General features: G+C 72.2%; 26 protein-coding genes. 16 read left to right on the top strand and 10 right to left on the bottom strand.

Features of this window, described 5'->3' with window-relative positions; translation table 11 throughout:
• The first annotated feature begins 18 nt into the window (after positions 1-18).
• The 5 genes from CLV70_RS28270 to CLV70_RS28250 all read left to right on the top strand — a co-directional run bounded on the left by CLV70_RS28270 (position 19) and on the right by CLV70_RS28250 (position 6,351).
• Positions 19-918, top strand: coding sequence for a DNA-3-methyladenine glycosylase family protein (locus tag CLV70_RS28270; RefSeq protein WP_106129636.1), 900 nt, complete (start codon positions 19-21; stop codon positions 916-918).
• A 237-nt stretch (positions 919-1,155) separates the two neighbouring features.
• Positions 1,156-2,151 (top strand): glycoside hydrolase family 11 protein, encoded by a 996-nt coding sequence (locus tag CLV70_RS28265; protein ID WP_106129635.1) that lies wholly within the window; start codon positions 1,156-1,158, stop codon positions 2,149-2,151.
• Between the two features lie 189 nt (positions 2,152-2,340).
• A complete protein-coding gene (locus CLV70_RS28260) occupies positions 2,341-5,211 on the top strand; it encodes a M36 family metallopeptidase (protein WP_106129634.1) in 2,871 nt (956 codons plus the stop codon).
• Positions 5,212-5,499: 288 nt separating this feature from the next.
• The gene (locus tag CLV70_RS28255) at positions 5,500-5,907 is read left to right on the top strand and encodes a hypothetical protein (protein WP_211303915.1); all 408 of its coding nucleotides are present in this window, start codon (positions 5,500-5,502) and stop codon (positions 5,905-5,907) included.
• Positions 5,908-5,937: 30 nt separating this feature from the next.
• Positions 5,938-6,351: a spore-associated protein A gene (locus tag CLV70_RS28250; RefSeq protein WP_106129633.1), complete on the top strand. Its 414-nt coding sequence runs from the start codon at positions 5,938-5,940 to the stop codon at positions 6,349-6,351.
• Positions 6,352-6,355: 4 nt separating this feature from the next.
• Here the strand turns inward: CLV70_RS28250 and CLV70_RS28245 are convergent, their stop codons facing one another.
• The 6 genes from CLV70_RS28245 to CLV70_RS28225 form a co-directional block, all read right to left on the bottom strand.
• Positions 6,356-7,231: an NBR1-Ig-like domain-containing protein gene (locus tag CLV70_RS28245; RefSeq protein WP_211303914.1), complete on the bottom strand. Its 876-nt coding sequence runs from the start codon at positions 7,229-7,231 to the stop codon at positions 6,356-6,358.
• A 90-nt stretch (positions 7,232-7,321) separates the two neighbouring features.
• Entirely contained in the window at positions 7,322-7,474 is a 153-nt protein-coding gene (locus tag CLV70_RS39845; RefSeq protein WP_158277840.1) for a hypothetical protein, read from the bottom strand.
• Positions 7,475-7,529: 55 nt separating this feature from the next.
• On the bottom strand, positions 7,530-8,150 hold the full coding sequence (locus tag CLV70_RS28240; protein ID WP_211303913.1) for a vitamin K epoxide reductase family protein: 621 nt from the start codon (positions 8,148-8,150) through the stop codon (positions 7,530-7,532).
• A complete protein-coding gene (locus CLV70_RS28235) occupies positions 8,147-8,896 on the bottom strand; it encodes a DsbA family protein (RefSeq protein ID WP_106129632.1) in 750 nt (249 codons plus the stop codon). The genes CLV70_RS28240 and CLV70_RS28235 overlap by 4 nt, the downstream gene beginning before the upstream one ends.
• A gap of 120 nt (positions 8,897-9,016) precedes the next feature.
• The gene (locus CLV70_RS28230; protein ID WP_211303912.1) at positions 9,017-9,472 is read right to left on the bottom strand and encodes a YunG family protein; all 456 of its coding nucleotides are present in this window, start codon (positions 9,470-9,472) and stop codon (positions 9,017-9,019) included.
• Positions 9,473-9,557: 85 nt separating this feature from the next.
• Positions 9,558-10,715 carry a PQQ-binding-like beta-propeller repeat protein gene (locus CLV70_RS28225; RefSeq protein ID WP_158277839.1) on the bottom strand — a complete coding sequence of 386 codons (1,158 nt, stop codon included), beginning with the start codon at positions 10,713-10,715 and terminating at the stop codon, positions 9,558-9,560.
• A 177-nt stretch (positions 10,716-10,892) separates the two neighbouring features.
• Here CLV70_RS28225 and CLV70_RS28220 point away from each other — a divergent pair, with 177 nt between their 5' ends.
• From CLV70_RS28220 to CLV70_RS28200, 5 genes are read left to right on the top strand one after another with little or no spacing between them, the layout of a single operon-like run.
• Positions 10,893-11,453, top strand: a complete 561-nt coding sequence (locus CLV70_RS28220) for an RNA polymerase sigma factor (protein WP_106129630.1) — start codon at positions 10,893-10,895, stop codon at positions 11,451-11,453.
• Positions 11,450-12,370, top strand: a complete 921-nt coding sequence (locus CLV70_RS28215; RefSeq protein WP_106129629.1) for a zf-HC2 domain-containing protein — start codon at positions 11,450-11,452, stop codon at positions 12,368-12,370. Before CLV70_RS28220 ends, CLV70_RS28215 begins: the two co-directional genes overlap by 4 nt.
• Positions 12,367-13,062, top strand: a complete 696-nt coding sequence (locus tag CLV70_RS28210; protein ID WP_106129628.1) for a hypothetical protein — start codon at positions 12,367-12,369, stop codon at positions 13,060-13,062. The genes CLV70_RS28215 and CLV70_RS28210 overlap by 4 nt, the downstream gene beginning before the upstream one ends.
• Entirely contained in the window at positions 13,059-13,889 is an 831-nt protein-coding gene (locus CLV70_RS28205) for a hypothetical protein (protein WP_106129627.1), read from the top strand. The genes CLV70_RS28210 and CLV70_RS28205 overlap by 4 nt, the downstream gene beginning before the upstream one ends.
• A gap of 44 nt (positions 13,890-13,933) precedes the next feature.
• Positions 13,934-14,794 carry an ABC transporter ATP-binding protein gene (locus tag CLV70_RS28200; RefSeq protein ID WP_106129626.1) on the top strand — a complete coding sequence of 287 codons (861 nt, stop codon included), beginning with the start codon at positions 13,934-13,936 and terminating at the stop codon, positions 14,792-14,794.
• A gap of 2 nt (positions 14,795-14,796) precedes the next feature.
• Here the strand turns inward: CLV70_RS28200 and CLV70_RS28195 are convergent, their stop codons facing one another.
• Together CLV70_RS28195 and CLV70_RS28190 are read right to left on the bottom strand one after the other, a co-directional pair.
• Positions 14,797-15,759: an NAD(P)-dependent alcohol dehydrogenase gene (locus CLV70_RS28195; RefSeq protein WP_211303911.1), complete on the bottom strand. Its 963-nt coding sequence runs from the start codon at positions 15,757-15,759 to the stop codon at positions 14,797-14,799.
• Positions 15,756-16,457: an SDR family oxidoreductase gene (locus CLV70_RS28190; protein WP_106129624.1), complete on the bottom strand. Its 702-nt coding sequence runs from the start codon at positions 16,455-16,457 to the stop codon at positions 15,756-15,758. Before CLV70_RS28190 ends, CLV70_RS28195 begins: the two co-directional genes overlap by 4 nt.
• Before the next feature lie 61 nt (positions 16,458-16,518).
• Between CLV70_RS28190 and CLV70_RS28185 the strand changes: the two genes are divergently transcribed.
• A complete protein-coding gene (locus tag CLV70_RS28185; RefSeq protein WP_106129702.1) occupies positions 16,519-16,893 on the top strand; it encodes a MerR family transcriptional regulator in 375 nt (124 codons plus the stop codon).
• A 4-nt stretch (positions 16,894-16,897) separates the two neighbouring features.
• Here the strand turns inward: CLV70_RS28185 and CLV70_RS28180 are convergent, their stop codons facing one another.
• Positions 16,898-17,680, bottom strand: a complete 783-nt coding sequence (locus tag CLV70_RS28180; RefSeq protein ID WP_106129701.1) for an alpha/beta fold hydrolase — start codon at positions 17,678-17,680, stop codon at positions 16,898-16,900.
• A 116-nt stretch (positions 17,681-17,796) separates the two neighbouring features.
• Between CLV70_RS28180 and CLV70_RS28175 the strand changes: the two genes are divergently transcribed.
• Complete coding sequence (locus tag CLV70_RS28175; RefSeq protein ID WP_245908507.1) at positions 17,797-18,519, top strand: polysaccharide deacetylase family protein; 723 nt, start codon at positions 17,797-17,799, stop codon at positions 18,517-18,519.
• 158 nt (positions 18,520-18,677) lie between these two features.
• Positions 18,678-21,893: a LamG-like jellyroll fold domain-containing protein gene (locus CLV70_RS28170; protein ID WP_106129623.1), complete on the top strand. Its 3,216-nt coding sequence runs from the start codon at positions 18,678-18,680 to the stop codon at positions 21,891-21,893.
• 45 nt (positions 21,894-21,938) lie between these two features.
• Here the strand turns inward: CLV70_RS28170 and CLV70_RS28165 are convergent, their stop codons facing one another.
• Positions 21,939-22,181, bottom strand: coding sequence for a hypothetical protein (locus tag CLV70_RS28165; RefSeq protein ID WP_106129622.1), 243 nt, complete (start codon positions 22,179-22,181; stop codon positions 21,939-21,941).
• A gap of 179 nt (positions 22,182-22,360) precedes the next feature.
• Between CLV70_RS28165 and CLV70_RS28160 the strand changes: the two genes are divergently transcribed.
• The 3 genes from CLV70_RS28160 to CLV70_RS28150 are packed head-to-tail and all read left to right on the top strand — an operon-like array spanning position 22,361 to position 24,934.
• A complete protein-coding gene (locus tag CLV70_RS28160; RefSeq protein ID WP_106129621.1) occupies positions 22,361-23,362 on the top strand; it encodes an ABC transporter ATP-binding protein in 1,002 nt (333 codons plus the stop codon).
• On the top strand, positions 23,359-24,144 hold the full coding sequence (locus tag CLV70_RS28155) for an ABC transporter permease (protein ID WP_106129620.1): 786 nt from the start codon (positions 23,359-23,361) through the stop codon (positions 24,142-24,144). Before CLV70_RS28160 ends, CLV70_RS28155 begins: the two co-directional genes overlap by 4 nt.
• A gap of 1 nt (position 24,145) precedes the next feature.
• Positions 24,146-24,934: an ABC transporter permease gene (locus CLV70_RS28150; protein WP_106129619.1), complete on the top strand. Its 789-nt coding sequence runs from the start codon at positions 24,146-24,148 to the stop codon at positions 24,932-24,934.
• The last annotated feature ends 12 nt before the right edge of the window (positions 24,935-24,946 follow it).

Below are 24,946 nucleotides of genomic sequence, written 5' to 3'. Positions count from 1 at the left end.
ACCACCACGAGAGGCGACATGGGCGACCACCGGTTCAGCATCGAGGCGCGGGGGCCGTTCGACCTCGCCCGCTCGATCGACTTCCTGGCACAGTGGCCGGCGGCGCGGAACCCGCCGGACGGCGCGGCGCTGAGGTTCGCGTTCTGCCCCGACGACGACTGGCGGCCGGTCGGCGTACGCCTGACCCAGGCCGGGCCCCGGATCGAGGGCGAGGCGACCGGGCCGGGCAGCGCCGCCCCGGACCTCGCCGCCCAGGTGTCCCGCATCCTCTCGCTCGACACCGACGGCACGCCGCTCGAGGCGATCGCACGGCGCGATCCGCGGGTGGCGGCGCTCGTGCGGGCGGCTCCCGGCCTGCGCCCGGTCTGCTTCTGGACGCCGTGGGAGGCGGCGTGCTGGGCGGTGCTGACCCAGCGCAGCTCGATGCGGACGGCGGCGGCGATCAAGGAACGGACGGCTCTCGCGTACGGGGACAGAATCGCCGTCGACGGCCGCGAGCTGACCGCCTTCCCGTCTCCGCGGGCGGTGCTGGAGGCGCCGGGCCTGCCCGGGGTGAACCCGGTGAAGCTGGAGCGGATCCGGGGCCTGGCGACGGCCGCGCTCGACGGCGTCCTCACCGCCCGGGCACTGCGCGCGGTGCCGGCCGGGGAGGCGCTCGCCACGCTGCTCCGGCTGCCGGGCATCGGCGCGTTCTCGGCGGCGCTCATCCTGATCCGCGGCGCGGGCGCCCCGGACGTCTTCACCATGAGCGAGCCGCGGCTGCTGGCGCGGATCCGCTCGGCGTACGGCCTGCCGGCCGACGCGACGGACGACGACTACCGCGCGATCGCCGGGCAATGGCGGCCGCTGCGGTCATGGGTGGGCTTCCTGATCCGGGCAATTTCTGAAACTTCCGAGGATTTATCCGGCCCTGGATGATCCACTGTTCGGCGCCTCCGACCTGCGAAAACCGGACCTTTCTGCGGATCTCGACTGCGACTGTTTCCGGAACATTTCCGAAAAGTGTTGACGTCCGTGCGCGGCCGATCGAATACTTGTCGCCATCGCCGGACGTCGATTTCGTCCGTCCCGCCGCCACCGCCACGCCGCCCGGCTCCCCGCCGGCGGCGGCCGAGCCGGCCCCCGCCGGCCGCAGAAGGAGGAGGAAGCATCCCCATGAACGACGACCACCCGGTACGCCCCAGGCGCGGCCGCCTCCGGCTGCTGCTCGGCAGTGCCCTCACCGTGGCGCTGGTCGCCGCCGCCGCACTGCTGCCCGGTACGGCCCAAGCGGCCGTCACGTCGAACCAGACCGGCACCAACAACGGCTACTTCTACTCGTTCTGGACCGACAGCTCCGGAACCGTCTCCATGGAGCTGGGCTCCGGAGGCAACTACAGCACCTCGTGGCGCAACACCGGCAACTTCGTCGCCGGCAAGGGCTGGAGCACGGGCGCCCGCCGCGCCGTCTCGTACTCCGGCAGCTTCAACCCGTCCGGCAACGCCTACCTGACCCTGTACGGCTGGACGAGGAACCCGCTCATCGAGTACTACATCGTCGACAACTGGGGCACCTACCGGCCGACCGGCGAGTACAAGGGCACCGTCACCTCCGACGGTGGCACGTACGACATCTACAAGACCACCCGGGTGAACCAGCCGTCCATCGAGGGCACCCGGACGTTCGACCAGTACTGGAGCGTCCGGCAGCAGAAGCGCACCGGCGGCACCATCAGCTCCGGCAACCACTTCGACGCGTGGGCCCGCAACGGCATGAACCTCGGCAGCCACGACTACCAGATCCTCGCCACCGAGGGCTACCAGAGCAGCGGCAACTCGAACATCACCATCGGCGGCACCTCGGGCGGCGACACCGGCAACCCGGGCGGCGGCGGCAGCGGCAGCGGCGGCTGCACCGCGACCCTCTCGGCGGGCGACCGCTGGAGCGACCGGTACAACCTCAACGTCGCGGTCAGCGGCTCCAGCAACTGGACCGTGACGATGAACGTACCGTCGCCGGAGAAGATCCTCTCCACCTGGAACACCAGCCCGAGCTGGGACTCCAGCGGCCAGGTGATGACCGCCCGGCCGAACGGCAACGGCAACAACTTCGGGGTGACCATCCAGGCCAACGGCACCTGGACCTGGCCGACGGTCTCCTGCTCCGGCTGATCCGGCAACCAGGCACACGACGATGCGGCGGCCCTCGGGCCGCCGCATTTTCGCATTCCGAGCAGGAACATCGGGCGGTTGTTTAGACGAACGTGTCATTGGCGTGACGTCTGGTTACATCGATCGATGTGAGTATGCTGATTCGCGGGATCCCGTCTATCCAAGGCTCGTATCGACCTAGGGAGCAGCGTGAAACCCGCCAACTTCCCTGCCCGTCGCTCGCTCAGTGGCGCCTTCGTCGCGGCACTGGGCATCGCCCTCATCCCCGGCCTGGCCACCGCCGCGCCCGGCGGTGATCCGCCTCCCCCGGCGCGGCTGCGCCACGAGGTCACCCCGAAGCCCTTCTTCGACGCCCGCCGTACGGCCACCCCGGCCGGGCGCTCGGGCCGGGCCGCCACGCCGGTGCCGGCGGCCGTGACCAGGCTGCACGACTCGCTCGGCCGGCAGGGCATCGTCGACATCGACCCGGTGACGCACACTGCGCGCCGGGTGGCGCGCCTCGACGGCTTTCTCACCGGCCCGAGCCGCAAGCCCGCCGAGACGATCGCCAGGGCGTACCTGACGGCGCATCCCGAGGTCTTCGGCCTCAGCGCCGAGGAGGTCGCCGCGCTGCGGCTGCGCAAGGACTACGTCGACGTCGAGGGCACCCATCACCTGAGCTTCCAGCAGCTGGCCGGCGGGGTCGTCGTCTTCGGCAACGGGGTCAAGGCGGACGTCGCCCGCGACGGCCGGCTGGTCCAGGTCACCGGGTCGCCGGTGGCCACCACCCCCGCGGCGCTGGGCGCGGGAAGGCTGTCCGCCGCGCAGGCCCGTGACGCCGCGGCGCGGGACGCCGGTGGCACGTCGAAGACCTCCGTCGCCTCGGCCGCGCGCGGTGCGGACAAGGCGACCGTCTTCGCCTCGGGCGACCGGGCGAAGCTCGTGGCCTTCGCCGCGCCGGGCGGCATGCGGCTCGCGTGGCAGGTCCTGACCCTCGGCGAGGGCTACCTGCACGTGGTCGACGCGGCCACCGGCCGGGTGCTCTACCGGCAGAGCCTGCGCGTCTCCGACAACGCTCCCTCCACGCTGGCCTGGCCGCACTACCCGGGGGCGCCGGCCGGCGGCACGCAGCAGGTGCGCTCGCTCGGGCGCTGGATGGCCCCGGGCGCCACCACGCTGACCGGCACCTCGTCGCACGTGTTCCTCGACGTCAACGACAACGACGTCGCCGACGCCGGCGAGGAGGTCGGTCCGCGGGCGCCCGGCGACTGGCGGTTCCCGTTCAAGGACTTCACGTCCCAGGTCGGCGCGCCCTGCACGCCCACGGCCCGATGCTCGTGGGACCCGGAGGTCGCCTACTCCTGGCGCGACAACGCGGCGCAGAACGCCGCCCAGCTGTTCTGGTTCACCAACACGTTCCACGACCACCTGGCGGCCCGCCCGATCGGCTTCACCCGGGCGGCCGGCAACTACGACCTGGCCGATGGCGACCCCATCGAGGTCAACGCGCTCGACGGCGCCGACACCGCCGAGGGCCTCCCGGACTTTTACCACACCGACAACGCCAACATGATGCCCACGCCGGACGGCGTCCCGGGCCGCATGCAGATGTACCTGTTCAAGGATCCGAGCTGGCCCGACGACCCGTTCCTGGCCGGCAACTCCGGCGACGAGGCCGACATCGTCTACCACGAGTACACCCACGGCGTGTCCCACCGGCTGGTGTCCGACGCCGACGGCAACTCGGCGCTGACCGGCCTCCAGGGCAACGCCATGGGCGAGGCGTGGAGCGACTGGTACGCGTTCGACTTCCTGGCCGCCCAGGGCCTGCAGCGGGACACGGCGGCGCCGGGCGAGGTGCTCGTCGGCCGCTACGTGGCCGTCGGCCAGAACCTGATCCGCACCCAGCCGCTGGACTGCACGGTGGGCGCGGACGCCGCGGTGTGCCCGGGCGCGGGTACGGCCGGGCCGGGCGGCTACACGTACGGCGACTTCGGCAAGATCCTCGGCTTCCCGGAGGTTCACGCCGACGGGGAGATCTGGGGCGAGACGCTGTGGGACCTGCGTACGGCGCTGGGGTCGAAGCTCGCCGAGTCGCTGGTGACCCGGGCGATGGAGTTGTCGCCGGGCAACCCGTCGTTCCTGGACATGCGCAACTCGATCCTGATGGCGGACCGGGTCGTGCATCGCGGCGTACACCAGGGCACGATCTGGAAGGTCTTCGCCGCCCGCGGCATGGGCTGGTTCGCGGCGGTCGCCGACGGCAACGACATCACCCCGATCGAGGACTTCTCCCTGCCGCCGGCCCCGAACGCGCCGCTGACCTCGGTCCACGGCACGGTCACCGACGCCGACTCGCACGCGCCGCTGCCGGGCGCGACCGTGGTCTTCCCGGGCCACGACTCGGGCTTCGGCGGCTCGTACTCGGCGGTGGCGGACAGCGCCGGCCGCTTCACGATCCGCAACGTGCTTCCGGGCACCTATCCCGAGGTCACCGCGTCGGGTCCGGGCTACGACCAGATCATCCGGGACCTTCCCGTACGCCGGGGACCGAACCGGGCCGACTGGTCGTTGCGCCGCAACTGGGCGACGGTCAGCGGCGGCAGCGAGGTCCTCGAGGCCAACGGCGACGACTACAGCCTCATCGGCTGCGGTCCGGACGCCGCGCTCGACGCCTCGCAGTCCACCGGCTGGAGCACCGACGCGACGGCCGCGGGTGACGGCATCGAGCCGAGGCACGTCGTGGTCCGGCTTCCGGCGGCGGTGGACGTGTCGTCGATCGCCATCAACCCCTCCGGTACGTGCGGCGACGACCCGACCTCGTCCACGGGCGACTACCGGCTGGAGACGTCGGCCGACGGCACCACCTGGACCGTGGCGTCGGAGGGCCACTTCGGCCCGGCCGACCGCGACCGGATGAACCCCCTGACCCTGGCGGGCACCACCACGGGCCTGCGCTACCTGCGCTACACGATGCTCGGCACACAGACGGCCGACGAGGGTGTGACGTGCCCGGACGGCTACAGCGGATGCTTCTACGTGGACACGGTGGAGATCGGCGTCTACGGCAACGCGCGCTGACCTCCGCCCGACGGCCCGCCCCCACCCGGAGGCGGGCCGTTTCCGCGTCGTTCACCCGACCGGTCCAGGTTCGCGCGGGTAGCCGAACGAGGGGCGCCCCGCATGCGCACACCGTCCATCACCCGAGCAACCACCGCGACGGCCGGTACGTCACCTTCACCCTCGGCTGACCTGCGGATGTTTTGTCCGAGCCGTCCATTGGACGAACCGCGGACGACGAGCGCCTGGTAGGGGGCCGGGCCGCCTGACAACGTCGGGACGGTCCCAATCCGACAGAAAGGCTTCCTCGTGCGCATCTCGAAGATCGCCGCGCTGGGCATCGCGACCGTCGCGGTCACGGCGGGAACCGTGGCCGTCGGCGCGCCGGCGCAGGCCGCGCTCTACGGCGGGCAGTGCGGCTCCGGCTACGGCGTCGTCAACCTCATCGATCTGCCCGACAACCGGGGGACGGTGTACCTGACGTACAGCTCGTCGTCGGGCCGGAACTGCGTCGTCACGCTCCGGGAGAACCCGGGGGCGGCCACGCTGATGGAGGCGTACGTCCGCCGCTCCGGCGCCTCCTCGTGGATCAAGGACAGCGGCAACTTCACCACGTACGCCGGACCGGTCTATGTGTCCGCGGCGGGTGCGTGCGTCGACTGGGGCGGAACGATCGGCACCGCCTCGAAGACCCGCTACGGCACCAACTGCGGCTGACCCCCCACCCCGACCCGGAAGGAACCTCTCATGAAGATCGTCAAGACCGCCGCCGCGACCGCCGCCGTCGCCGCCACCGTGGTGGCCGGAGCCCTGGCCGGCCCCAGCCCCGCGTTCGCCGCGAGCTACGGGGGCGAGTGCGGCAGCGGCTACGGCGTCGTGAACTCGGCCTCCATCGGCTCGAAGGGCACGGTGTTCCTCACCTACAGCGCGGCCACGGGCAAGAACTGCGTGGTGGCGAAGCGGAACAGCGCCGGCTCGGCGGTGCTGGTCGAGGCCGGCCTCGGGCTCAACCCGGTGGGCAGCCACTGGCCGGCGTACGACGGCGGCTACTTCACGTCGTACGCCGGTCCGATCTACCTGAACGCCGCGGACCGGTGCGTCGACTGGATGGGGCGCATCAGCGGCACCGAGGGCGGCAAGCGCGGCACCAACTGCGGCTGACGGCTCAGCCCTTGCCCACCCGTACGTCCAGGAAGATCGGCCGTTTCATCGGGAAGAGGGTGCGTCCCTGCTCGTCGGCCATCTTCCAGTAGATCTTGCACCGCCCGGGCCCGCCGGGGGTACGGACCGGCACCTCGATGTCCACCGTCTCCCCCGGCAGGGTCTGCGGCACCGGTACGGCCTGCGGCGCCTGGCACGGCGTCTCGTTGACCCGCGCGAGGAACCGGTTGGCCCACGCGACCGTGCCGGTGTTGCGCAGCCGCCAGATCTTCGTGAACGACGAGTCCGGCGGCACCAGCGTTCCGTCCGGATAGGTGATGTCGCCCTCGAACCGGGAGTCGTCGCGGTCGGGCAGGGCGGCGACCGCGGGCGTGGCACCGGCGTCGCCTCCGCCCGGCTTCCGGTCGAGCACCACGACCGTGAGCGCGGCGCCGGCCAGGGCCGCCGCCACGGCTGCCGCGGTGGCCGCTCCGAGGTGCCGGCGACTCCGCGGTTGCGGCGCCGGGGTCTCGGCCTCGGCCGGCGGCGCGACGGCGTCCTCCGCCTCGGCCGCCCGGGCCCGCGTCCAGTGTTCCCGCCATTCCTTCTCAACGTCGGCGGCGTCGCGGCCCAGCCGGTCGACGGCGAGCACCCGGACGAACTCCCACGTGGTCTCCCAGCTGGGCAGCGTCCGGCCCTGCGCCGCGGCGGCCAGCGACGACTTCGAGGCCGCGGCGCGCAGGCGGCCGGCCATCTCGCCGTACGAGGGGTCGCCCGCCTCCTGTCTGAGCCGCCACAGCCGGTCGGCGAAGGCACCCACCGGGCCGGATCCGGGGTCGGGCCGTGCCGGGCGCCGCCCCCGCCGTCGTACCCGCTGCTCAGCCCGCGTCTCGTCGGCCACGTCCCCCACCTCGTCAGCACCTGCCGTTCCGGTACGCCGGACAACCGGCGCACCGGGGCACAATATCGGCAGGTATCGACGCGGCCGGGGTCAGTCGGGGGGCTCGGCGCTCCCCGCCTCCGGCTCGTCCGACGTCTCGGGGCCGACCCGTACGTCGTCTCCTGCCGGAACGGGCGGCGCGGAGCCTTCGTCGGCCCGGGCCGCGGGCGGTGCCTCGTCGGCGGGTTCCTGCTCGGCACTCATGTGCTTCCCCCTTCGTCAGGGTCCGGATACCCGCGCGGCGGCGCGGTAAGCGGGGTCAGGAGAAGAGCTGGGAGCCGTACTTGGTGAGCACGAGCAGGGCCAGGACGAGCAGCCAGACGGTCACCGCGATGGCGTCGAGGTCGGCGTCGATCGCGGAGGCGAGCACCGGCCGCAGCCGGCCCGGCAGCGGCAGGTTGCCGTCGCGCAGGTTGACGTGGGTCAGGGTGGCGAATACGAGGGTGGTCGAGACCGTCACCAGCAGGCACCACGGGCAGAGCGCCCCGATGTGGACCATGGACTGGTAGAAGAGCCAGTACGCGAAGATCACGCCGAGGGTGTAGACGACCTGCGCGGAGAACATGAACCAGCGCGGGAACCGCACCCCGCCCAGGCTGGCGACGGCGATGGTGATCACCACCGGTTCGGCGATCAGGCCGAGGAACGCGTTGGGGAAGCCGAACAGCGAGGCCTGCCAGGACGTGGCGACCGTGCCGCAGCTGATCACCGCGTTGATGTTGCAGGACAGGGCGGTGTCCGGGTTCTCGGCCAGGCGCACCGCGTCGATCGACAGGACGAACGAGGCGAGCAGGCTCAGGCACGCCGAGAACAGCATCGTGCCGTAGATCCAGGCGTTCGAGTGCCGTACGCGGCGCAGCCCCGCGAGCGTCACGCTCACTGCCGGCCCTTCGCGGCGACGAGGGCCTGGGTCAGCGGGCCCGGGGCGTACAGATCGCCCTTGAAGACCTCGCCGTTGATCTTGACCGTGGGGGTTCCGGTGATCCCGGCGGCGAACACCGCCTCGGTGGACTTCGCGATCCACGGCTCGAAGATCCGGTCCCGGAACACGTCCACGACGTTCTGCGCGACGCCGGCCTGCGTGGCCAGCTCGGCGATCCGGTCGTCGGACAGCCCCTCGGTGCCCTCCTCCGGCTGGGCACCGAAGAGCGCCTCGTGGAACGCCATCGCCTTGCCCGGCTCCCGGTCGAACACGGTGACGACCGCGTTCGCCGCCCGGGTCGAATACCGCGAGCCCTGCGACATCCGGTCCAGGAACGCCAGCGGATAGAGCTCCAGCCGTACGGTGCCGTCCGCGAGGAGCTTGTCGATCTCCGCGCTGTTCGCCTGCTCGAACCGCCCGCAGTACGGGCACATGTAGTCGAGGTACACCTCGAGCCGGACCGGCGCGGCGGCCTGCCCGACGGCCAGCGCCCCGGCCGCGGTGGCACCCCGCGGCGTGACCAGCGCGCCGTTCCTGGCGTCCGACCCGCTCCCGCTCATCGCGTTGACCACGACCACCGCGATGGCGATCAGCAGCCCCACGATCACCACCACGCCACCGAGCACCAGCGGCCGGCGCCGATCGGCGATGGCCGCCTGCGCCTTACGCATCTCCCGGGACCGCTCCCGCGCCTGCTTCCCCACAACGCCACCCCTCGTGACCAGCGACTTCCTCGCTGTTCCAGCCTGCCGGAAATCGGCCATGCCAACAGGGCGAAAGGTCCATATCTGCCGGGACCTTGGGGGTGGGTCAGGCCCCGAGGATTACGACGGCCCGTACGTCGACCGCCCGATCCTCGCCTCTCCGGTGCTGCCCCGCTCGGTCGAGCCGGCCCCGGCCCCGCAGGGCGGCACGGCGCTCAGCACCCGGCGCCGGAGCAGCTCATATTGCTCCCGGCACCGCCGAGGAGCCCCCGGCGGCCGCTGCTGCACCGTCCCGCCCACCACGACCTCACCCGCAAAGAACTGGTCGACGGTGAAGTCGACGTCCCGGCCGCCCGGCAACCGGTTCCAGTAGTGGTAACCGACCTTGACGCCGTCGACCAGGACCTCGGCGAGGACGAGCTCCCCGCCGAGCAGGTCCTGAACGACAAGGGCGGTCACTCCGCACTGTCCGCGCCCGGGATTCTCCGGCCGCCACGTGTCCGCATCGTGCGGGTCACAGGTGTCGGCCCCCCAGGCGGCCCGCAGCACCGGCCGCAGCTGTTCCACATCAAGCACGTCCCCACCTCCGTAGCGTTGTCCTGCCGCCACGATGAGGCCTCGACCTGGTCGAGAGTCAACGCCACCTCGGATCCGGGGACGGTCAGGGCGCGTACGCCTCGATGGTGTCGCCGCGGACCATGAGCAGCCGGCCGCCGGCGACGACCACGGTGTCGTCCGGCGTCGCACCGAACGGCGAGCCGATGGCCGGCACGCCGGTGGCCGCACTGAGGATCCGCAGGCCCTGACCCTCGACCTCGGTGTAGAGGAGGCCGCCGGCGCGGACCGGCTGGTAGGCGCCCGACCCGAAGCGGTGGCTCCACTGGAGCTTTCCGGTGCGGTCATCGAGGGCCTGCATCGAGTTCGAGAAGCCGCGGTAGACGCGCTTGCCGTCCGTGGCGACCGCGCCACCCGTACCGTTGGCGCCCCAGACCTTCGCACCGTTGGCGGACTTCAGGCAGACCAGGCCGCCATCGTCGTCGGCGACGAGGAAGGTGCTGCCGTCCGGGTTCGCCGCGACAGCCGTGTAGAGGTACGGCTTGCTCCACAACCTCTTGCCGGTGGCGATCGCCAAGGCGGCGATGCCCTGGTCCCGGGTGCCCTCGACCAGCAGCCTGCCACCCGCCGAGACCCCGGCCGACCAGTAGTCCCGGACGGTCCAGCGGAGCTTGCCGTCGCTCACCCGGTAACCGCGGACGGCGGCCGGGGACGACTCGGACCAGCCGGCGACCGCGACGATGCCCTTGTCCACGACCAGCGACGCGACCGGTCCGTTCCCGCCGGCACTCCACTTCTTCCTGCCCGTGGCAACGTCCAGAGCGACGATCCCGCCGTGGGGATCGCTCTGCGACTGGCATTCCGTGTTGCCGGCGATCAGCAGCTTGCCGGACACCGCCAGGTGCGGCGTGCGCTCGTTGTCGGGCAGGTCGAAATCGTAGTGCCACAACGGCGCACCCGTGGTGAGCCGGTAGGCCCCGATCCCGGTCTCGTCGGTGACGAAGACCCGGCCCCCGGCGACCAGCGGCGCCGACGGTCCCGTACACGAGTCCTCTTCGATGGTCGGCAGCTCGGTGGCCCACCGCAGCCGGACCCCGGAGATGCTGCCGCCGTTGATGACCGTCTCGTGCGGGTTGTAGAAGGTGCGACCGGAGCCGTATCCAGGGTGGGTCCAGCCCGGATCGGCGGCGGCCCTGGCCGGGACGGCAACCGCGACGTTCAGCACCGTCAGCACCGCTCCCGCGGCGAGCACGCGCCTCCGCAAGCGTCGTACCATCTGGGTTCTCCTCTTCTCGGCGCGCGCCCGGCCCCGGCAGATTAAGCCCGGATGATCATCCGAACGCCGTTCCCCGGCACCGGCAGCGCGTACGGGTGACGCGAATCGGCGTGAACCGTGCGGGCGGGTGGTCGCTACTCACCTTGGTGGAGGGGTGGTGGGCGGATGGCGCGGCGGGTCGAGCCGGGCGGTGATGCGGAGTTGCTGCGGTTGGTCGCGGCCGGGGATGCGGCTGCGTTGGCCCGGTTGTACGAGCGGCACGCCGGGGCGCTGTTCGGGTATCTGCAGAGGCTTGCCGGGGATCGGATGACCGCCGAGGAGATCCTGCAGGACACCATGCTGGCCGTCTGGCGGTCGGCCGGGGCGTTCGAGGGGCGGGCGAAGGTGACCACGTGGCTCTTCGGGGTCGCCCGGCGGCAGGCGCACAACCGGCTGCGGGGGCGGGCCGCGCCGCTGCCCGCCGGGGCGGAGTTGCCGGACCGGCCGGACGGGGGTGCCGGGCCGGAGGAGCTGGCCATCGCCGCCGCCGGGGGCACTCCGGTGGCCGCCGCCATCGATCGGCTGCCCGAGCATCATCGGGAGGTGATCGCGCTGGTGTTCGTCGCCGGCCTTCCGCTCGCCGACGTCGCCGAGGTGCTCGCCGTTCCGGTCGGCACCGTCAAGAGCCGGCTGTTCCACGCCCGGGCCGCCGTCGCGGCGGCGCTCACCGAGAAGGTGGCCGAATGAAAGATCTGCTTCCCGCGTACGCGGCCGGCTCGCTGGCCGGTCCGGAGCGTGACCGGGTCGGCGCGCACCTGGTGGAGTGTGCGAGCTGCCGCGCCGAGCTCGCCGGCTGGCGGGCGATCGGGGACGCCGCGGCGCCCGCCGGTCCGCCGCCGGATCCGGCCCGGACGGTACGGGCGGCGCTGACCCGCAGCGCCCTCGAAGGCTCCCCCGCACCGTCGCGTGACGGGCGGCTGGTGCGCCGCCTGCGGCACCTCGGCTCGCTGCTGGTGGCCGAGGCGCGGCTCGTGCGGCCGGCCGTACCGCTGGCGTCCGCCCTGGTGCTGGCGCTCGGGGTGGCGCTCGTGCTGCTGCCGGGCGACGCCGCGCCCGACGGTGGCGCCGACCTGGTGCTGGCGCTGGTCACGCCGATGGTCGCGGCGGCCGGGATCGCGGGCACGTACCGGTCGCGGCGGGATCCGGCGGCCGAGCTCGTCGCCGCCACGCCGTTCTCGGGACGGCTGCTGCTGCTCGTACGGATGGTGCTCGTCTTCGGGGCCGACCTGGTCCTCGCCCTCGCCGCGTCCGCCACGCTGACCGCCCTCGGCGCCGCGGGGGCGACCGGCATGCACGAGCTGGTCAACTCGTGGCTGGGCCCGATGGCGTTGCTGTCCTCGCTCAGCCTGCTGATGGCCGTCTGGTTCGGACCGGACGCCGCGCTCGGCGCGGCGGCCGGGGTGTGGGCCGTCCGCGTGCTGGCGGGCGGCGTCCTCGTGCCCGACGAGTGGCCGTCCCGGCTGATCCTGGAGGCCTGGTCGACGAACGCGCCCGTCCTGACCGTCAGCGCCGCCGTCGCGGTCGCCGCGTTCGCGACGGCCGGGCGCACCGGCTCGTTCCGCGGTGAACCTCGCGCGGACCGGCGCGCTACTCACCGGATGTGAAACCACTGACCCTCTGGCGGTACGAGATGCGCCGGGCGGGCTGGGCGGCGCTGCTCGGCCCGCCCGTCGCCCTCGCCGTCGGCCTCGCCGCCGCCCTCGCCAATCCGCTGCCGGGCGAGGCGTCCACCGCCCGCATCCTGCTCGGCTCGCTCGAGATGGCGGTCCCGCTCGCCGCCGGTGTCGCCTGCGCGTCGCTCGTCGGCCGGGATCCCGCCGTGGAGCTCCAGCTCACCTCGCCGACGGCGTACCGCGTCACGCTGCTGCGCCGGATGGTGGTGACGCTCGGCTGGACCGCCGTGGTCGCCGCGCTGGCCGCCGTCGCGCTGATCGTGACCGGCTGGTGGGCCCGCTGGCCGGCCCACCACGGGGTGCTCGCCGGGCAGCTCACCTGGCTGGCGCCGACCCTCGGCCTGAGCAGCCTCGGCTTCGCGGCCGGCGCGGTGTTCCGCAGCCCCGCGGCGGCCGGCTCGCTGGTCACCACGCTCTGGGCGATCCAGCAGTTCTTCGCCGAGCTCAGCCAGCAGCACCTGCCCGGCCGGCTGCTCTACCTGTTCGCGACGACCCGGGGAGCGGTGCCGGGCGACTGGACCGCCAACCGGCTGACCCTGCTCGGCGCCGCCGCCGCACTCACCGCGCTCGCACTGGCCGTGCTGCGCCGCTCGGAACGCCTCATCGGCGAGGAGGACGAATGATCACCCAGGCGCTGCCGGTCTTCGGCGCGAGTCTCCGGTACGAGTTCCGGATGCAGATCCGCAAGCGGTCGGTGTGGCTCGTGCCCGCGCTGACGCTCGTGCTGTTCCTGCTGATCGGGGGCAGCCTGCTGCGGGACCTGTTCGACGCCGCCGAGCGGCCGGCCGAGGCGAGGGTCGCCGTGGCCGGGCTCGCGGTGCAGATCCACGTGCTGCTGACCATCGGCTTCGGCTGCCTGCTCGCCGACCGGCTCGTCCGCGACGACCGGCTGCGGGTGGCGCCGCTCCTGGACGCCACGCCGGCCTCGCCGGTCGCCCGGCTGCTCGGCAAGTATCTCGGCGCGGGTGCGGCCACCGCCGTGCCGATCCTGGTGGCGTACTTCGGCTTCACGCTCGCGTACGCCGGGTACGTCGGCGCCCCGGAGGCCGTCGGCTGGGCGCTGGCCACCTGCGCGGTGGTGCTCGTCCCCGGCATGCTGTTCGTGGCCGCGTTCGCGCTGGCCGTACCCCTGCTGATGCCGGCGCCGCTGTTCCGGGTCCTGTTCGTCGGCTACTGGCTGTGGGGCAACGTGGTCGCGCCGGTGATGATGCCGACGCTCGCGCAGACCCTGATCCACCCGCTCGGCGGCTACCCGCTCACCGCGCTGCTCGACTTCCACGGCATCGACGGGCACGACAACTGGGCCGGTCCCGAGCCCGGCGCGACCCTGAACTTCCTGCGGCCGGAGCCGACGCCCGCGATCGCCTGGCTGTCCATCGCCGTGCTGCTGGCGCTCGCGGCCGCCGCCCTCGCGGGCGGTCACGCACTGCGCGCCCGGCGGGCCCGATGACCCGCCCCGACCCGACCCGATTCGAGAGACGAGAAGGAAGCCCCATGCGGATCGAGATCTCCGGCCTGACGAAGACGTACCGTGGCGGGGTGGCGGCCCTCGACGGCCTGGACCTGGTCGTGCCGACCGGCATGTTCGGCCTGCTCGGCGCGAACGGCGCCGGCAAGACCACCCTGATGCGCATCCTGGCCGGCATCGTGCGCCCGACGTCCGGCCGGGTCACCGTCGGCCCGCACGACCTCGGTACGGGCGCGGGCCGCACCGCCGTGCAACGCGAACTCGGCTACCTGCCCCAGGATCTGGGCGTCTATCCCGACCTGACGGCCCGGCAGTTCCTCGACTACGTGGCGCTGCTCAAGGGAATGGACGACCGGTCGGCGCGGCGCCGGCGCGTCGGGGAGCTGCTGGAGATGGTGGCGCTGACCGCGCAGGCCGACCGCCGGCTGCGCGGCTTCTCCGGCGGCATGCGGCAGCGGGTCGGCATCGCCCAGGCGCTGCTCGCCGATCCCCAGCTGCTGATCGTCGACGAGCCGACCGCGGGCCTCGACCCGGAGGAGCGGATCCGCTTCCGCACCCTCCTCTCCCAGTTCGCCGGGTCCCGCACGGTGCTGCTGAGCACGCACATCGTGGACGACATCGCGCAGACCTGCCGGGAGGTCGCGGTGCTGGCGAGCGGCCGGCTGATCTACCGCGGCACGGTCGAGGAGCTGACCCGCCGCGCCGCGGGAAAGGTCTGGTCGCTGGTCACGGACGGGCCGCCGCCGGCCGAGGGCACGGTGGTGTCGGCGCTGCCGCACGAGACGGGCATGCGGTACCGGATCGTGGCGCCCACGCCGCCGGGCGCCGGGGCGCGCGCGGTGGAGCCCGGCCTGGAGGACGGCTACCTCGCCGTCACGACCCACTGAGGTCAGGCGGTCACGTCGATGACGTACCTGCCGCGGACTCCGCCCGCCTCGATGCGGCGGTGCGCCTCGGCGGTCCCCGCCATCGGGAGGACCGTGTCGACCACGGGCCGGACAGCTCCGGCGTCGACGTAGCGGGTCAGGTCGGCGAGCGTCCCGCGGTCCGGGTCGTTGCTGAAGCTGACGACCCGGCGCGACCGGCCGAGCGCGCCCCTGGCCAGGAACAGGACGTTCCTGGCCAGGCGCGCGGGGTCCAGGGCCAGCGCAATCATCCGGCCGTCGCGGGACAGCATCCGGCGGAAGGCCGGCAGGTCGGTGCCGACCAGGTCGAGGATGACGTCGTACGGGCCCAGCCCCGCGACCGCGTCGCCGCGGTAGTCCACCGCCTCGTCGGCGCCGAGGTCGCGTACCCGTTCGGCGGCACCGGTGCTGACGAGGGCGGTGACGTGCGCGCCGAGATGCTTGCCGAGCTGTACGGCGACGGTGCCGACGCCACCGCCGGCGCCGCGCACGAGCAGCCGCTGCCCCGCCCGCAGCCGTGTCCTGACGGTCAGCGCGGTCAGCACGGTGGTTCCCGCCGAGGGCAGCGCCGCGGCCTCGACCAGGTCGATCGTGCGGGGCGCCGGGGCCAGCAGCCGTTCGGGGACGGCCACGTACTCGGCGGTGCTGCCGAAGGTGAGGTGCGGCATCAGGCCCCAGACCGCCTCTCCCGCGCGCAGGCCGCTGACCCGGGCGCCCACCGACTCGACGTGGCCGGTGAACTCGTTGCCGACGCCCGCCGGTGGCCGGTGCCGCAGGACGCGCCGCAGCCTGCCGGCCCGGATCGCCGGCTCGCCGCCGCCGACGCCGGCCGCGCGGACCTTCACCAGGACCTCGCCCGGCTCGATGGCGGGTACCGGCACGTCGGCGACGTGGAGCACGTCCGCCGGCCCGAACTCGTCGTAGCGCACCGCACGCATCGTTCTCATGCCCCGATCGCGGAGTAGAAGGCCTGAGGGTCGCCCGCGAGCGATCCCTTCACCATCGCCGCCGTCTCGTCGGCGAGGACCTCCCACCGCCCGGCCTCCAGGCCGTCCAGGGCCGCCCCGACGACCGCCGCGGGATCGGCGAGCAGGTGTTCCGGCACGTCCTTGCCGGCCGTCATGTCGGTGGCGGCGGCGCCGAGGAACAAGCCGGTGACCTGGGTACGCTGCGCGGCGAGCTCCCCGCGTACGGCGTTGGTCAGGTTCCATTGCGCGGCCTTGGCCGAGGCGTACGCGCCGTTGCCCGGTGAGGCGAACCACGACAGCGCCGACAGCACGTTGAGGATCGCGCCGCCGGCGAGGCCCGGGGCGAAGGCGCGGATCACGGACAGCGTGCCCCAGAAGTGCGTGTCCATCTCGGCGCGGATCAGGTCGAGGTCGCCGCCGACGAGCTCGGCACCGGTGGCGATGCCCGCGTTGTTGACGAGCAGATTCACACCGGTGGCCGTCCGGGCGGCGGCGGCCACCGAGGCCGGGTCGGTGATGTCCAGCCGGACCACCTCGGCGCCCGGGACGTCGACGAGTTCCGGGCGCCGGGCGGCGGCGTACACCGTGGCGCCGCGCGCGAGGAGGTTCGTCGCGAAGTGCCGGCCGAGGCCGCGGTTGGCCCCGGTGACGAGGGCAGTTGCTCCTGAGATCCGCATGCCTCGTACGCTAGAACCTGACATTGATGGAAGATTCAAGACCGTTGTGGCGGAGGTCATCATGCGCATCGGCGAACTGGCCGCCCGCACCGGCGTGAGCGTGCGCTCGCTGCGCTACTACGAGGAGCAGCACCTGCTGCCCGCCGTCCGCAGCAGCGGCGGCCACCGCCACTACCCCGAGCCCGCCGTCCACCGGGTCGCACTGATCCAGCACCTGTTCTCGGCCGGACTGTCCAGCCGGACCATCGGGGAGCTGATGGTCCACATCGACGCCGGGGTCAGCACCCCGGAGGCACGCTCGCGGCTGATCGCCGAACGCGACCGGATCGAGCGGCAGATGACCGAGCTCGCCGAGGCCCGCGACCGCCTCAACGAGGTCATCGAGGTCTCCTACGACCCGGACGCCGGCTGCTCGTTCCGCCCCGGCCCGGCCTGAGCGCTCACCCTGTTCGCACCCTGCCCTTCTCGTCGAGGAAGCCGGCGATGAAGGGCAGGATGCGCCGGAGCGGACCGTCGCCGCCGGCCGCCGAGGCCAGTTCGCCGAGGTAGTCGCCGTGATTGCCGGGGACGATCAGCAGGCGGGCGCCGGGGATGAGCGAGGCCAGCTGCACCGCGTGCGCCGGCCGGACCACGTCCCGGTCCGCGGCGATCACGAGCGTCGGCGCGACGATCGAGGCGACCAGGGCCTCGGGCCAGTCCGTGAAGCCGGTGAGCATGAGGTCGCGGTCGAGCCGGAACATCTGCTCGGCGTGTGCCGGGTCGCCGCTGACCGCCAGGTCCGCCTCGCGGTAGGGCTGCGGGAGGTCGGCGTACGTGGCCGCGGCCATGCCGTCCCAGAATCCCTCGATCATCCCGTCGCGGCGGAAGGGCGCGGAGGCGACGACGAGCCGGCGCACCGCCCCGGGGTGCCGCGCGGCGAGTTGCATCGCGACCTGGCCGCCGTTGCTGAAGCCGAGCACGTCGACCGGGCCCACGGCGAGCTCCGTGAGCAGCCCCGCCACGTCGTCCGCCGACCCCTCGAACGACGCGGGCCCGTCGCCCGCCCCCGTACGCCCGTGCCCCTGCAACTCCACGGCGAGGATCCGGCGCGACTCCTCCAGCGCGGGGATCAACCGGCCCCAGTTGGATTCGATCGTCGAACCGCCACCGTGGATCAGGAGCAGCGGGAACGGCGAGGCGCCCGGTTTGCCGTGCCATTCGTAGTAGAGCCGCAGACCAGTCATGCGGGTCAGCATAGGCCGGAAGTTGCTGGAAGGTTTCCGGAAGTTCCGGTTGCTTCTATTGACGGGTTTCGGTGTTGCTCCTAGCGTACGAATCGCCCGCACCCCAAGGAGGAGCCATGACCGACCGTCTTCGTTCCCGGGTCACCGCCCTGCTGGCGGCCTCCACCCTCGCCGTCTTCGGCTTCACCGGCGCGTCGCCGGCCCAGCCCGCCGCCGCGCACCAGAAGCCGTGCCGCAACGGGTACGTCGGCCTGACCTACGACGACGGTCCGAGCGCGACGACCGATCAACTGCTGGCCGCGCTGCGCGCCCACCGCCTGCGGGCCACCTTCTTCAATCAGGGCAACAACTCCCTCGACCGGCCCGAACTGGTCCGCGCCGAGCAGCGGGCCGGGATGTGGATCGGCAACCACACCTTCAGCCACCCGCACCTGCCCCAGATCGGCGAGCCGGCGACCTTCCAGGAGATCGCCAGCACGCAGTGGGTGCTGCGCGACATCACCGGCCGCGAACCGACCCTGTTCCGGCCCCCGTACGGCGAGACCGACGACCAGGTGCGCGCCGACGCGGCCCGGATGGGCCTGCTCGAGGTCCTGTGGACGGTGGACTCGCGCGACTGGGCGGGAGTCACCGCCGAGGAGATCGCCGCGGCCGCACACACCCTCCAGCCGGGCGGCATCATCCTCATGCACGACTGGCCCCCGGCGACGATCGAGGCGGTGCCCCTGATCGCGAAGGACCTGGCCGCACGCGGCCTCTGCGCGGGCCGCATCGCCTACACCCCGACCGACATACCGTACGGCGACCAGGTGTTCCACGCCGTGGCCGTACGCCCCTAGCGCACCCGCCGACACCCGAGCCCGGTGGTCCGAAACGGACCGCCGGGCTTCGTCGTGCGCGCCGAGCGAATGTCCGTACTTGTTTCTTTGTGTTGACGTCATGCATGTGAATGGTTGATTGTGGTCGCAACCCATCGTTGATCGAAGGGAAACACTCGATGCCACGATCGCCCCTGCGACCACTGCTCCTCGCGGTCCTGCTGGTCGTCTCCGTTCTCGCGGTGCCCACCGGCGCCGCCTCCGCCGCCCCAGCGCCCGAAGCGGCAGTGACCGTGCACGGTCTCAAGGGCGAGTACTTCCGCATGTCCGCCCCCGGCGCCCGCGACTTCGCGGAGCTCGGCGGCACCCTGCTCGACTCCAACATCGACCTGCCCGGCCTGGTCGGCACGTTCCAGACGCTGACCGGGCGCTCGGAGCACACCACCGCCCGCTGGACCGGCAAGCTCACCGCGCCGGCCACCGGGGACTACACGTTCTCCATGATCGGTGACAACGGATTCCGCTTCCTGCTCGACGAGAAGCCGGTGATCGACCACTGGGTCGGCGACTGGGACGTCGAGCAGACCAGCGCGCCCGTGCGCCTGGAGGCGGGGGTGGCGCACACCGTACGCATCGAGATGTTCCAGGATGTCGGCGGCGCGAACCTCTTCCTGCGGTGGGCCGGGGCCGGCCTCGCCAAGCAGATCGTGCCGGAGTCGGCGTTCACCCCGCCGGACGGCTTCCAGGTGTACCCGGTCGCCTTCGAGGTCGGCGAGGACGGGAAGACCGTCGTCGCCGACTTCGACGGCCGGGTGAATGACCTCGCGCAGTTCGCGTCCCACCTCACGGTCGAGGTGGACACCACCCCGTTCCCGATCGCGTCCGCGCGGGTCGACCGGCGCGATCGCACCAGGATCGTGGTCACGCTGGCTGAGCCCGTACAGAAGAAGCAGAAGGTCCGGGTCAACTACGACGGCAACGGCGGCCTGATCGTGGGCGGGGAGGCCGTGCCGCAGGTCAGTCGCACCGCCACCAACCTCTCCACGCACCGGCTGACCACCCCGTGGGGCGACCGGCTGGACCGCCGGCACCCGCTGCCGGAATACCCCCGGCCGCAGCTCGTCCGCAAGGACTGGCTCAACCTGAACGGCCCGTGGGAGTTCGCCGGCGCCGAGGCCGGCGAGCAGCCGGTCTTCGGCAAGAAGCTCGGCGAGCGGATCATCGTGCCGTTCCCGGTCGAGTCGCAGCTGTCCGGCATCGAGCGGCGCGAGGACCACATGTTCTACCGCAAGGTGGTCACCGTCCCCAAGGGCTGGTGGAACAAGCGGGTCAAGCTGAACTTCGGCGCGGTCGACTACCAGGCGAAGGTCTGGGTCAACGGCAAGCTCGTCACCGAGCACACCGGCGGCTACAACGCCTTCACCGCCGACATCACCGGCGCGCTGCGCGGCCACGGCCCGCAGGAGATCATCGTCGGCGTCACCGACGTGACCGGCCCGAACCAGCCGAAGGGCAAGCAGTCGCTGAACCCGGGCGGCATCGTCTACGAGCCGTCGTCGGGCATCTGGCAGACCGTGTGGCTGGAGCCGGTCTCCGCCGCCTCGATCGACCAGGTCGTCAGCACCCCGGACGTGGCGACCGGCTCGGTCGTCGTGAAGGTCGCCTCGGCCACGGCCTCGCCGCGGGCCCGCGTCACCGTCACCGTCCTGGACAAGAAGGGCAAGAAGGCCGGCAGCGTCACCGGTACGGCCAACAGCGACCTCCGGCTGAAGATCGCCGGCCCGCGGCTGTGGAGCCCGGACGACCCGTACCTGTACGACCTGGACGTCAAGCTGACCGACGGGCGCAGCAGTGACAGCGCCCGCAGCTACTTCGGCCTGCGCTCGATCGCCGTACAGAAGGTGGGCGGTTTCCCGAAGCTCGTCCTCAACGGCAAGCCGATCTTCTCGCTGGCCACGCTGGACCAGGGTTTCTGGCCGGACGGCCTCTACACCCAGCCGAGCGACGCGGCGCTGCGCTTCGACCTCGAGGAGACGAAGAAGTTCGGCTTCAACGCGGTCCGCAAGCACATCAAGGTGGAGTCCGCCCGCTTCTACCGGCACGCCGACGAGCTCGGCCTGATGGTCTGGCAGGACTTCGTCTCCGCCGACATCAAGGGCACCGAGGGCCAGCAGGCGTTCCTCAGCCAGGGCCGGGAGATGATGCAGCAGCTGCACAGCTTCCCGTCCATCATCGGCTGGATCGTCTTCAACGAGGGCTGGGGCGAGTGGAACCGGGAGGAGACCGGCCGCATCGCCGAGCAGATGAAGGCGGCGGACCCGTCCCGCATCCTCAACGCCCACAGCGGCGTGAACTGCTGCGATTCCAAGGGTGACTCCGGCAAGGGCGACGTGATCGACCACCACGACTACGTCAACAACGACCCGCCGTTCCCGGACGCCACCCGCGTCGCGATGGACGGCGAGCACGGCGGCTTCACCCTGCGCACCCCCGGCCACATGTGGCCCGGCGCGCCGGCCAACATCTACAGCGGCGTCCCGGACAAGGCCGCACTGACGGCCAAGTACGTCGACAACACCCGCCAGTTCTACGTGGAGGCGGCGCGGGCGGAGCTGTCCGGCTCGGTCTACACCCAGATCACCGACCTGGAGAACGAGCTCAACGGCCTGTGGACGTACGACCGGCGCGAGATCAAGGTCGACGCCGCGGCCGTACGGGCGGTGAACCTCGAAGTGATCAAGGCCGGAGCCACCGCCGGCAACCCGGCGGCCTTCCCCGGCCGGGGCGACTGGAGCCTGGACGAGGGCACCGGCACGACGGCCCGCGACACCAGCGGGAGCAACGCCCACCTGACGCTGACCGGCGACACCTCGTGGATCGCCGGCAACCGCGGCAAGGCGCTGAAGTTCGACGGCGACGGCGACTACGCCGACACCGCGGCGCCGGTCCTCGACACCACGAAGGACTACACGGTGTCGGCCTGGGTGACGCTCGACAAGCTGCCGGGCAACTACGCCACGGTGGTCAGCCAGGACGGTCGCGCCCAGGAGAACCCGTTCTACCTTCAGTACGGCCAGGGCGCCTTCGCCTTCAGCACCCCGGGCGGCAACCGGGCCCGGCTGGCGGTCACCCCCGACCTGAACCGCTGGTACCACCTCGCCGGCGTCCGCGACCACGCCACCGGCGAGGTCCGGCTCTACGTCGACGGCCGGCGGGTCGCCGCGGTCCCGGCCGGCCCGGACGTGGCGAGCACCGGCCCGCTGTCGGTGGGCCGCGCCAAGTACGCCGGCAACCGCACCGACTACTGGTCGGGCGCGATCGACGAGGTCCACGCGTACAACCGCACCCTCACCGACGAGGAGATCACGGCGCTCTACACCGCGGGCGCCCGCTGATCGAACGGCAGTGAGAGGCCCGTCCCGCATCCCGCGAGGCGGGCCTCAGTCGTGCTTGCGGCGGTACATCAGGAGGCCGAAGAAGCCGCCGAGGAAGCCGCTGAGCAGGCCGGAGATGGCGTGGTTGAGGACGTTGACCGCCGTGCTGCCCGGCAGGCCGACGAGCGCGTAGTTGACCAGGGCGCTCATGGCTGCCCCGATCAGGCCCCCGATGAGGCCGGCGGTGACCGCGACGCGCACCGCGGACGGCGGGTGAGGGGCGGGGCCGGTGTCTTCCTCGGCGGGCATGAGGGCTCCTCTGCTGCGGCCGTGGTGCACGGGACGGGAGGACATGGTCCATCGGCGACCCGTGCACATAGGGGCACGGTCGCGCGTCCCACGGGCACGGTAATTGGATTGCGGTCCGGAAGCGGTTCCGTACGGTGGTGTCGGTCGATGTCGTGCACGGTACGGGGGGTTGCTGACGCATGCCGATCGTCGAGGCGAAAGCCCTCACCAAGGTGTTCCGCCGGCCGGACAAGGGTCCCGGGCTGGGCGGATCCGTGAAGCACCTGTTCGCCCGGCGGTTCACCGACAAGGTCGCGGTCGATCACGTCGACCTGTCGATCGAGGCGGGCGAGGCGGTCGCGTACGTCGGCCCGAACGGCGCCGGGAAGTCGACCACCGTCAAGCTGCTGAGCGGGATTCTGGTGCCGACCTCCGGCGAGGTACGCATCGACGGCCTGCACCCGCAGCGGGACCGGATGACCGTGGCGCACCGGATCGGGGTGCTGTTCGGGCAGCGTACGCAGCTGTGGTGGGACCTGCCGGTGGCCGAGTCGCTGGCGGTGCTGCGTGACCTCTACGGCATCGACCGGGCGACGTACCGCAAGCGGCTGGCCCGGTTCGACGAGGTGCTGGCGCTCGGCGAGATCCTGCCGGTGATGGGCCGGAAGCTGTCGCTGGGTCAGCGCATGCGCGCGGATCTCGCGGCGGCCCTGCTGCACGCGCCGCGGGTGGTCTACCTCGACGAGCCGACCATCGGGCTCGACCTGGCGGTCAAGGACCGGGTGCGGGAGTTCTTCCGCAGCGTCCGGGACGAGGGTACGACCGTGATGCTGACCAGCCACGACCTCGCCGACATCGAGGGCTTCTGCCGCCGGTTGGTGATCATCGACGAGGGCCGGATCATCTTCGACGGCGACCTGGAGGCGGTGAAGGACCGCTTCGCGCGGGAGCGGATCCTGCACATCGAGACGGCCCGGCCGGCGCCGCTGGAGACCCTGCGGGCGTCGCTGCCCGGCGCGGAGGTCACGGTCGAGGACACCCCCGTCCGGTACGCGGTGCGCTTCGACCGCTTCGCCATGACGGCCGGGCAGGTGGTGACCGCCCTCGCCGGGCTCGCCGAACTGGTGGACATCCGGGTGGACGAGCCGAGCATCGAGGACGTCATCCGCCGGGTGTACTCCGGTGAACTGGTGCTCGGATGAGGGGCTACCGGGCCCTGATCCGGGCCACCGCGCGGGCGGCGCTCGCGTACCGGTTCAACCTGCTGCTCGGCCTCGGCGGCGTGCTCATGCAGCTGGTCGCGCTGCTCGCGGTGTGGCGGGTCATCCTCGCGGACTCGCCGGTGAACGGCTTCACCTGGCCGCAGATGCGGGCGTACCTGCTGGTGGCGTTCGCGGCGGGGACGGTGGTGTCGATCATGGGCGACTTCCGGATGGCGTTCCGGATCCTGGACGGGGACGTCGCGCTGGACCTGGTCAAGCCGATCGACTACCAGCGGGCCCGGTTCGCCGAGGCGCTCGGCGGGCTGTGGATCGAGGTCGTGCTGATCGCGGTGGTCGTCGGCATCGCGATGGCCCTCACCGGCGGCGTGGACGTCCCGGCCGCGCCGGGGCTCGCCCTGTTCGCGGTCAGCATGCTGGTGCTCGTACCGTTGAAATTCTTGATCGTCTATGTCAGCACGCTCGCCTGCTTCTGGACGCAGAACTTCATGGGTGTGCAGTGGGCCCGGCTGGCCGTGGTGAACCTCTTCTCCGGCGCGCTGATCCCGCTCGCCTACCTGCCGGGCTGGCTGGCCGGGGCGGCCCAGTGGTCGCCGTTCGCCGGGCTCACCTCCACCCCCGCGCTGATCTTCCTGGGCCGGGTCGACGGGCGGCACGCCCTGGTGCTCGTCGCGGTGCAGGCCGGCTGGGTCCTCGCCCTCTGGTTCGGCGCGCGCCTGGTGTGGCAGCGGGCGCTGCGCCGGCTCACCGTCAACGGAGGCTGACATGCGTACGCCACGGCTCTACCTCCGCCTGCTCGGCGCCCACTTCCGCTCGATGCTGGAGTACGAGGCCGACTTCGTGATCCTGGCGCTGGCCACCGTGCTGATGCAGGTGGTCAACATCGTCTTCCTGGCGGCGCTGTTCGCCAAGGTGCCCGACGTGCACGGCTGGACGTTCTGGTCGGTGCTGATCATGTTCGGCGCGGTGGCCCTGGCCGAGGGCTTCTGCTCGCTGTTCTTCGACGGCATGTGGAGCCTGGCCTGGCAGATCAACCGGGGCGACCTGGACTACTTCCTGGTCCGCCCCTACCCGGTGGCGCTGCAGTCGAGCAGCGCCAACGTCGGCATCAACGGGCTGAGCAACATCGTCATGGGCGGCATCATGATCGGTACGGGCCTGGCGCACGCGGACATCCCGTGGACGCCGTGGCGGGCGCTGCTCGGCGTCATCCTGCTGATCAGCTCGGTGGTCATCAAGCTGTCGATCAACCTGGCCACCAACGCGGTGTCGTTCTGGCTGTCCAGCCCCACCCCGATGTTCGCCTTCGCCATGCACCAGGTCGGCGACCTGGCCCGCTTCCCGCTCTCCGTCTACCCGGTGGCGCTCAAGGCGGTGCTCGGCGCCGTGCTGCCGTTCGCGTTCATCAGCTTCTTCCCGACGGCGTACCTGCTGGACACCGGCCAGTCGCGGTGGCTCGGACTGATCACCCCGCTGGTGGCGGCGTACTGCGCCGGCGCGGCCGCGCTCGTCTTCAAGCGCGGCCTGCGCCGCTACGAGAGCGCCGGCAACTGATCGGCCCGCCGG

The organism is Pseudosporangium ferrugineum, from assembly GCF_003002065.1.
Lineage (GTDB): Bacteria > Actinomycetota > Actinomycetes > Mycobacteriales > Micromonosporaceae > Actinoplanes > Actinoplanes ferrugineus_A.
This window is presented reverse-complemented; position numbering and strand designations above follow the sequence as displayed.

What these genes read in the sequence shown, in the direction of transcription:
- CLV70_RS28175 (WP_245908507.1), top strand. Translation starts at nt 17,797, where the DNA reads ATGACCGACCGTCTTCGTTCCCGGGTCACCGCCCTGCTGGCGGCCTCC.
- CLV70_RS28270 (WP_106129636.1), top strand. Translation starts at nt 19, where the DNA reads ATGGGCGACCACCGGTTCAGCATCGAGGCGCGGGGGCCGTTCGACCTC.
- CLV70_RS28215 (WP_106129629.1), top strand. Translation starts at nt 11,450, where the DNA reads ATGAAAGATCTGCTTCCCGCGTACGCGGCCGGCTCGCTGGCCGGTCCG.
- CLV70_RS28195 (WP_211303911.1), bottom strand. Translation starts at nt 15,759, where the DNA reads ATGAGAACGATGCGTGCGGTGCGCTACGACGAGTTCGGGCCGGCGGAC.
- CLV70_RS28165 (WP_106129622.1), bottom strand. Translation starts at nt 22,181, where the DNA reads ATGCCCGCCGAGGAAGACACCGGCCCCGCCCCTCACCCGCCGTCCGCG.
- CLV70_RS28190 (WP_106129624.1), bottom strand. Translation starts at nt 16,457, where the DNA reads ATGCGGATCTCAGGAGCAACTGCCCTCGTCACCGGGGCCAACCGCGGC.
- CLV70_RS28250 (WP_106129633.1), top strand. Translation starts at nt 5,938, where the DNA reads ATGAAGATCGTCAAGACCGCCGCCGCGACCGCCGCCGTCGCCGCCACC.
- CLV70_RS28265 (WP_106129635.1), top strand. Translation starts at nt 1,156, where the DNA reads ATGAACGACGACCACCCGGTACGCCCCAGGCGCGGCCGCCTCCGGCTG.
- CLV70_RS28185 (WP_106129702.1), top strand. Translation starts at nt 16,519, where the DNA reads ATGCGCATCGGCGAACTGGCCGCCCGCACCGGCGTGAGCGTGCGCTCG.
- CLV70_RS28220 (WP_106129630.1), top strand. Translation starts at nt 10,893, where the DNA reads ATGGCGCGGCGGGTCGAGCCGGGCGGTGATGCGGAGTTGCTGCGGTTG.
- CLV70_RS28205 (WP_106129627.1), top strand. Translation starts at nt 13,059, where the DNA reads ATGATCACCCAGGCGCTGCCGGTCTTCGGCGCGAGTCTCCGGTACGAG.
- CLV70_RS28150 (WP_106129619.1), top strand. Translation starts at nt 24,146, where the DNA reads ATGCGTACGCCACGGCTCTACCTCCGCCTGCTCGGCGCCCACTTCCGC.
- CLV70_RS28155 (WP_106129620.1), top strand. Translation starts at nt 23,359, where the DNA reads ATGAGGGGCTACCGGGCCCTGATCCGGGCCACCGCGCGGGCGGCGCTC.
- CLV70_RS28160 (WP_106129621.1), top strand. Translation starts at nt 22,361, where the DNA reads ATGCCGATCGTCGAGGCGAAAGCCCTCACCAAGGTGTTCCGCCGGCCG.
- CLV70_RS39845 (WP_158277840.1), bottom strand. Translation starts at nt 7,474, where the DNA reads ATGAGTGCCGAGCAGGAACCCGCCGACGAGGCACCGCCCGCGGCCCGG.
- CLV70_RS28200 (WP_106129626.1), top strand. Translation starts at nt 13,934, where the DNA reads ATGCGGATCGAGATCTCCGGCCTGACGAAGACGTACCGTGGCGGGGTG.
- CLV70_RS28180 (WP_106129701.1), bottom strand. Translation starts at nt 17,680, where the DNA reads ATGACTGGTCTGCGGCTCTACTACGAATGGCACGGCAAACCGGGCGCC.
- CLV70_RS28170 (WP_106129623.1), top strand. Translation starts at nt 18,678, where the DNA reads ATGCCACGATCGCCCCTGCGACCACTGCTCCTCGCGGTCCTGCTGGTC.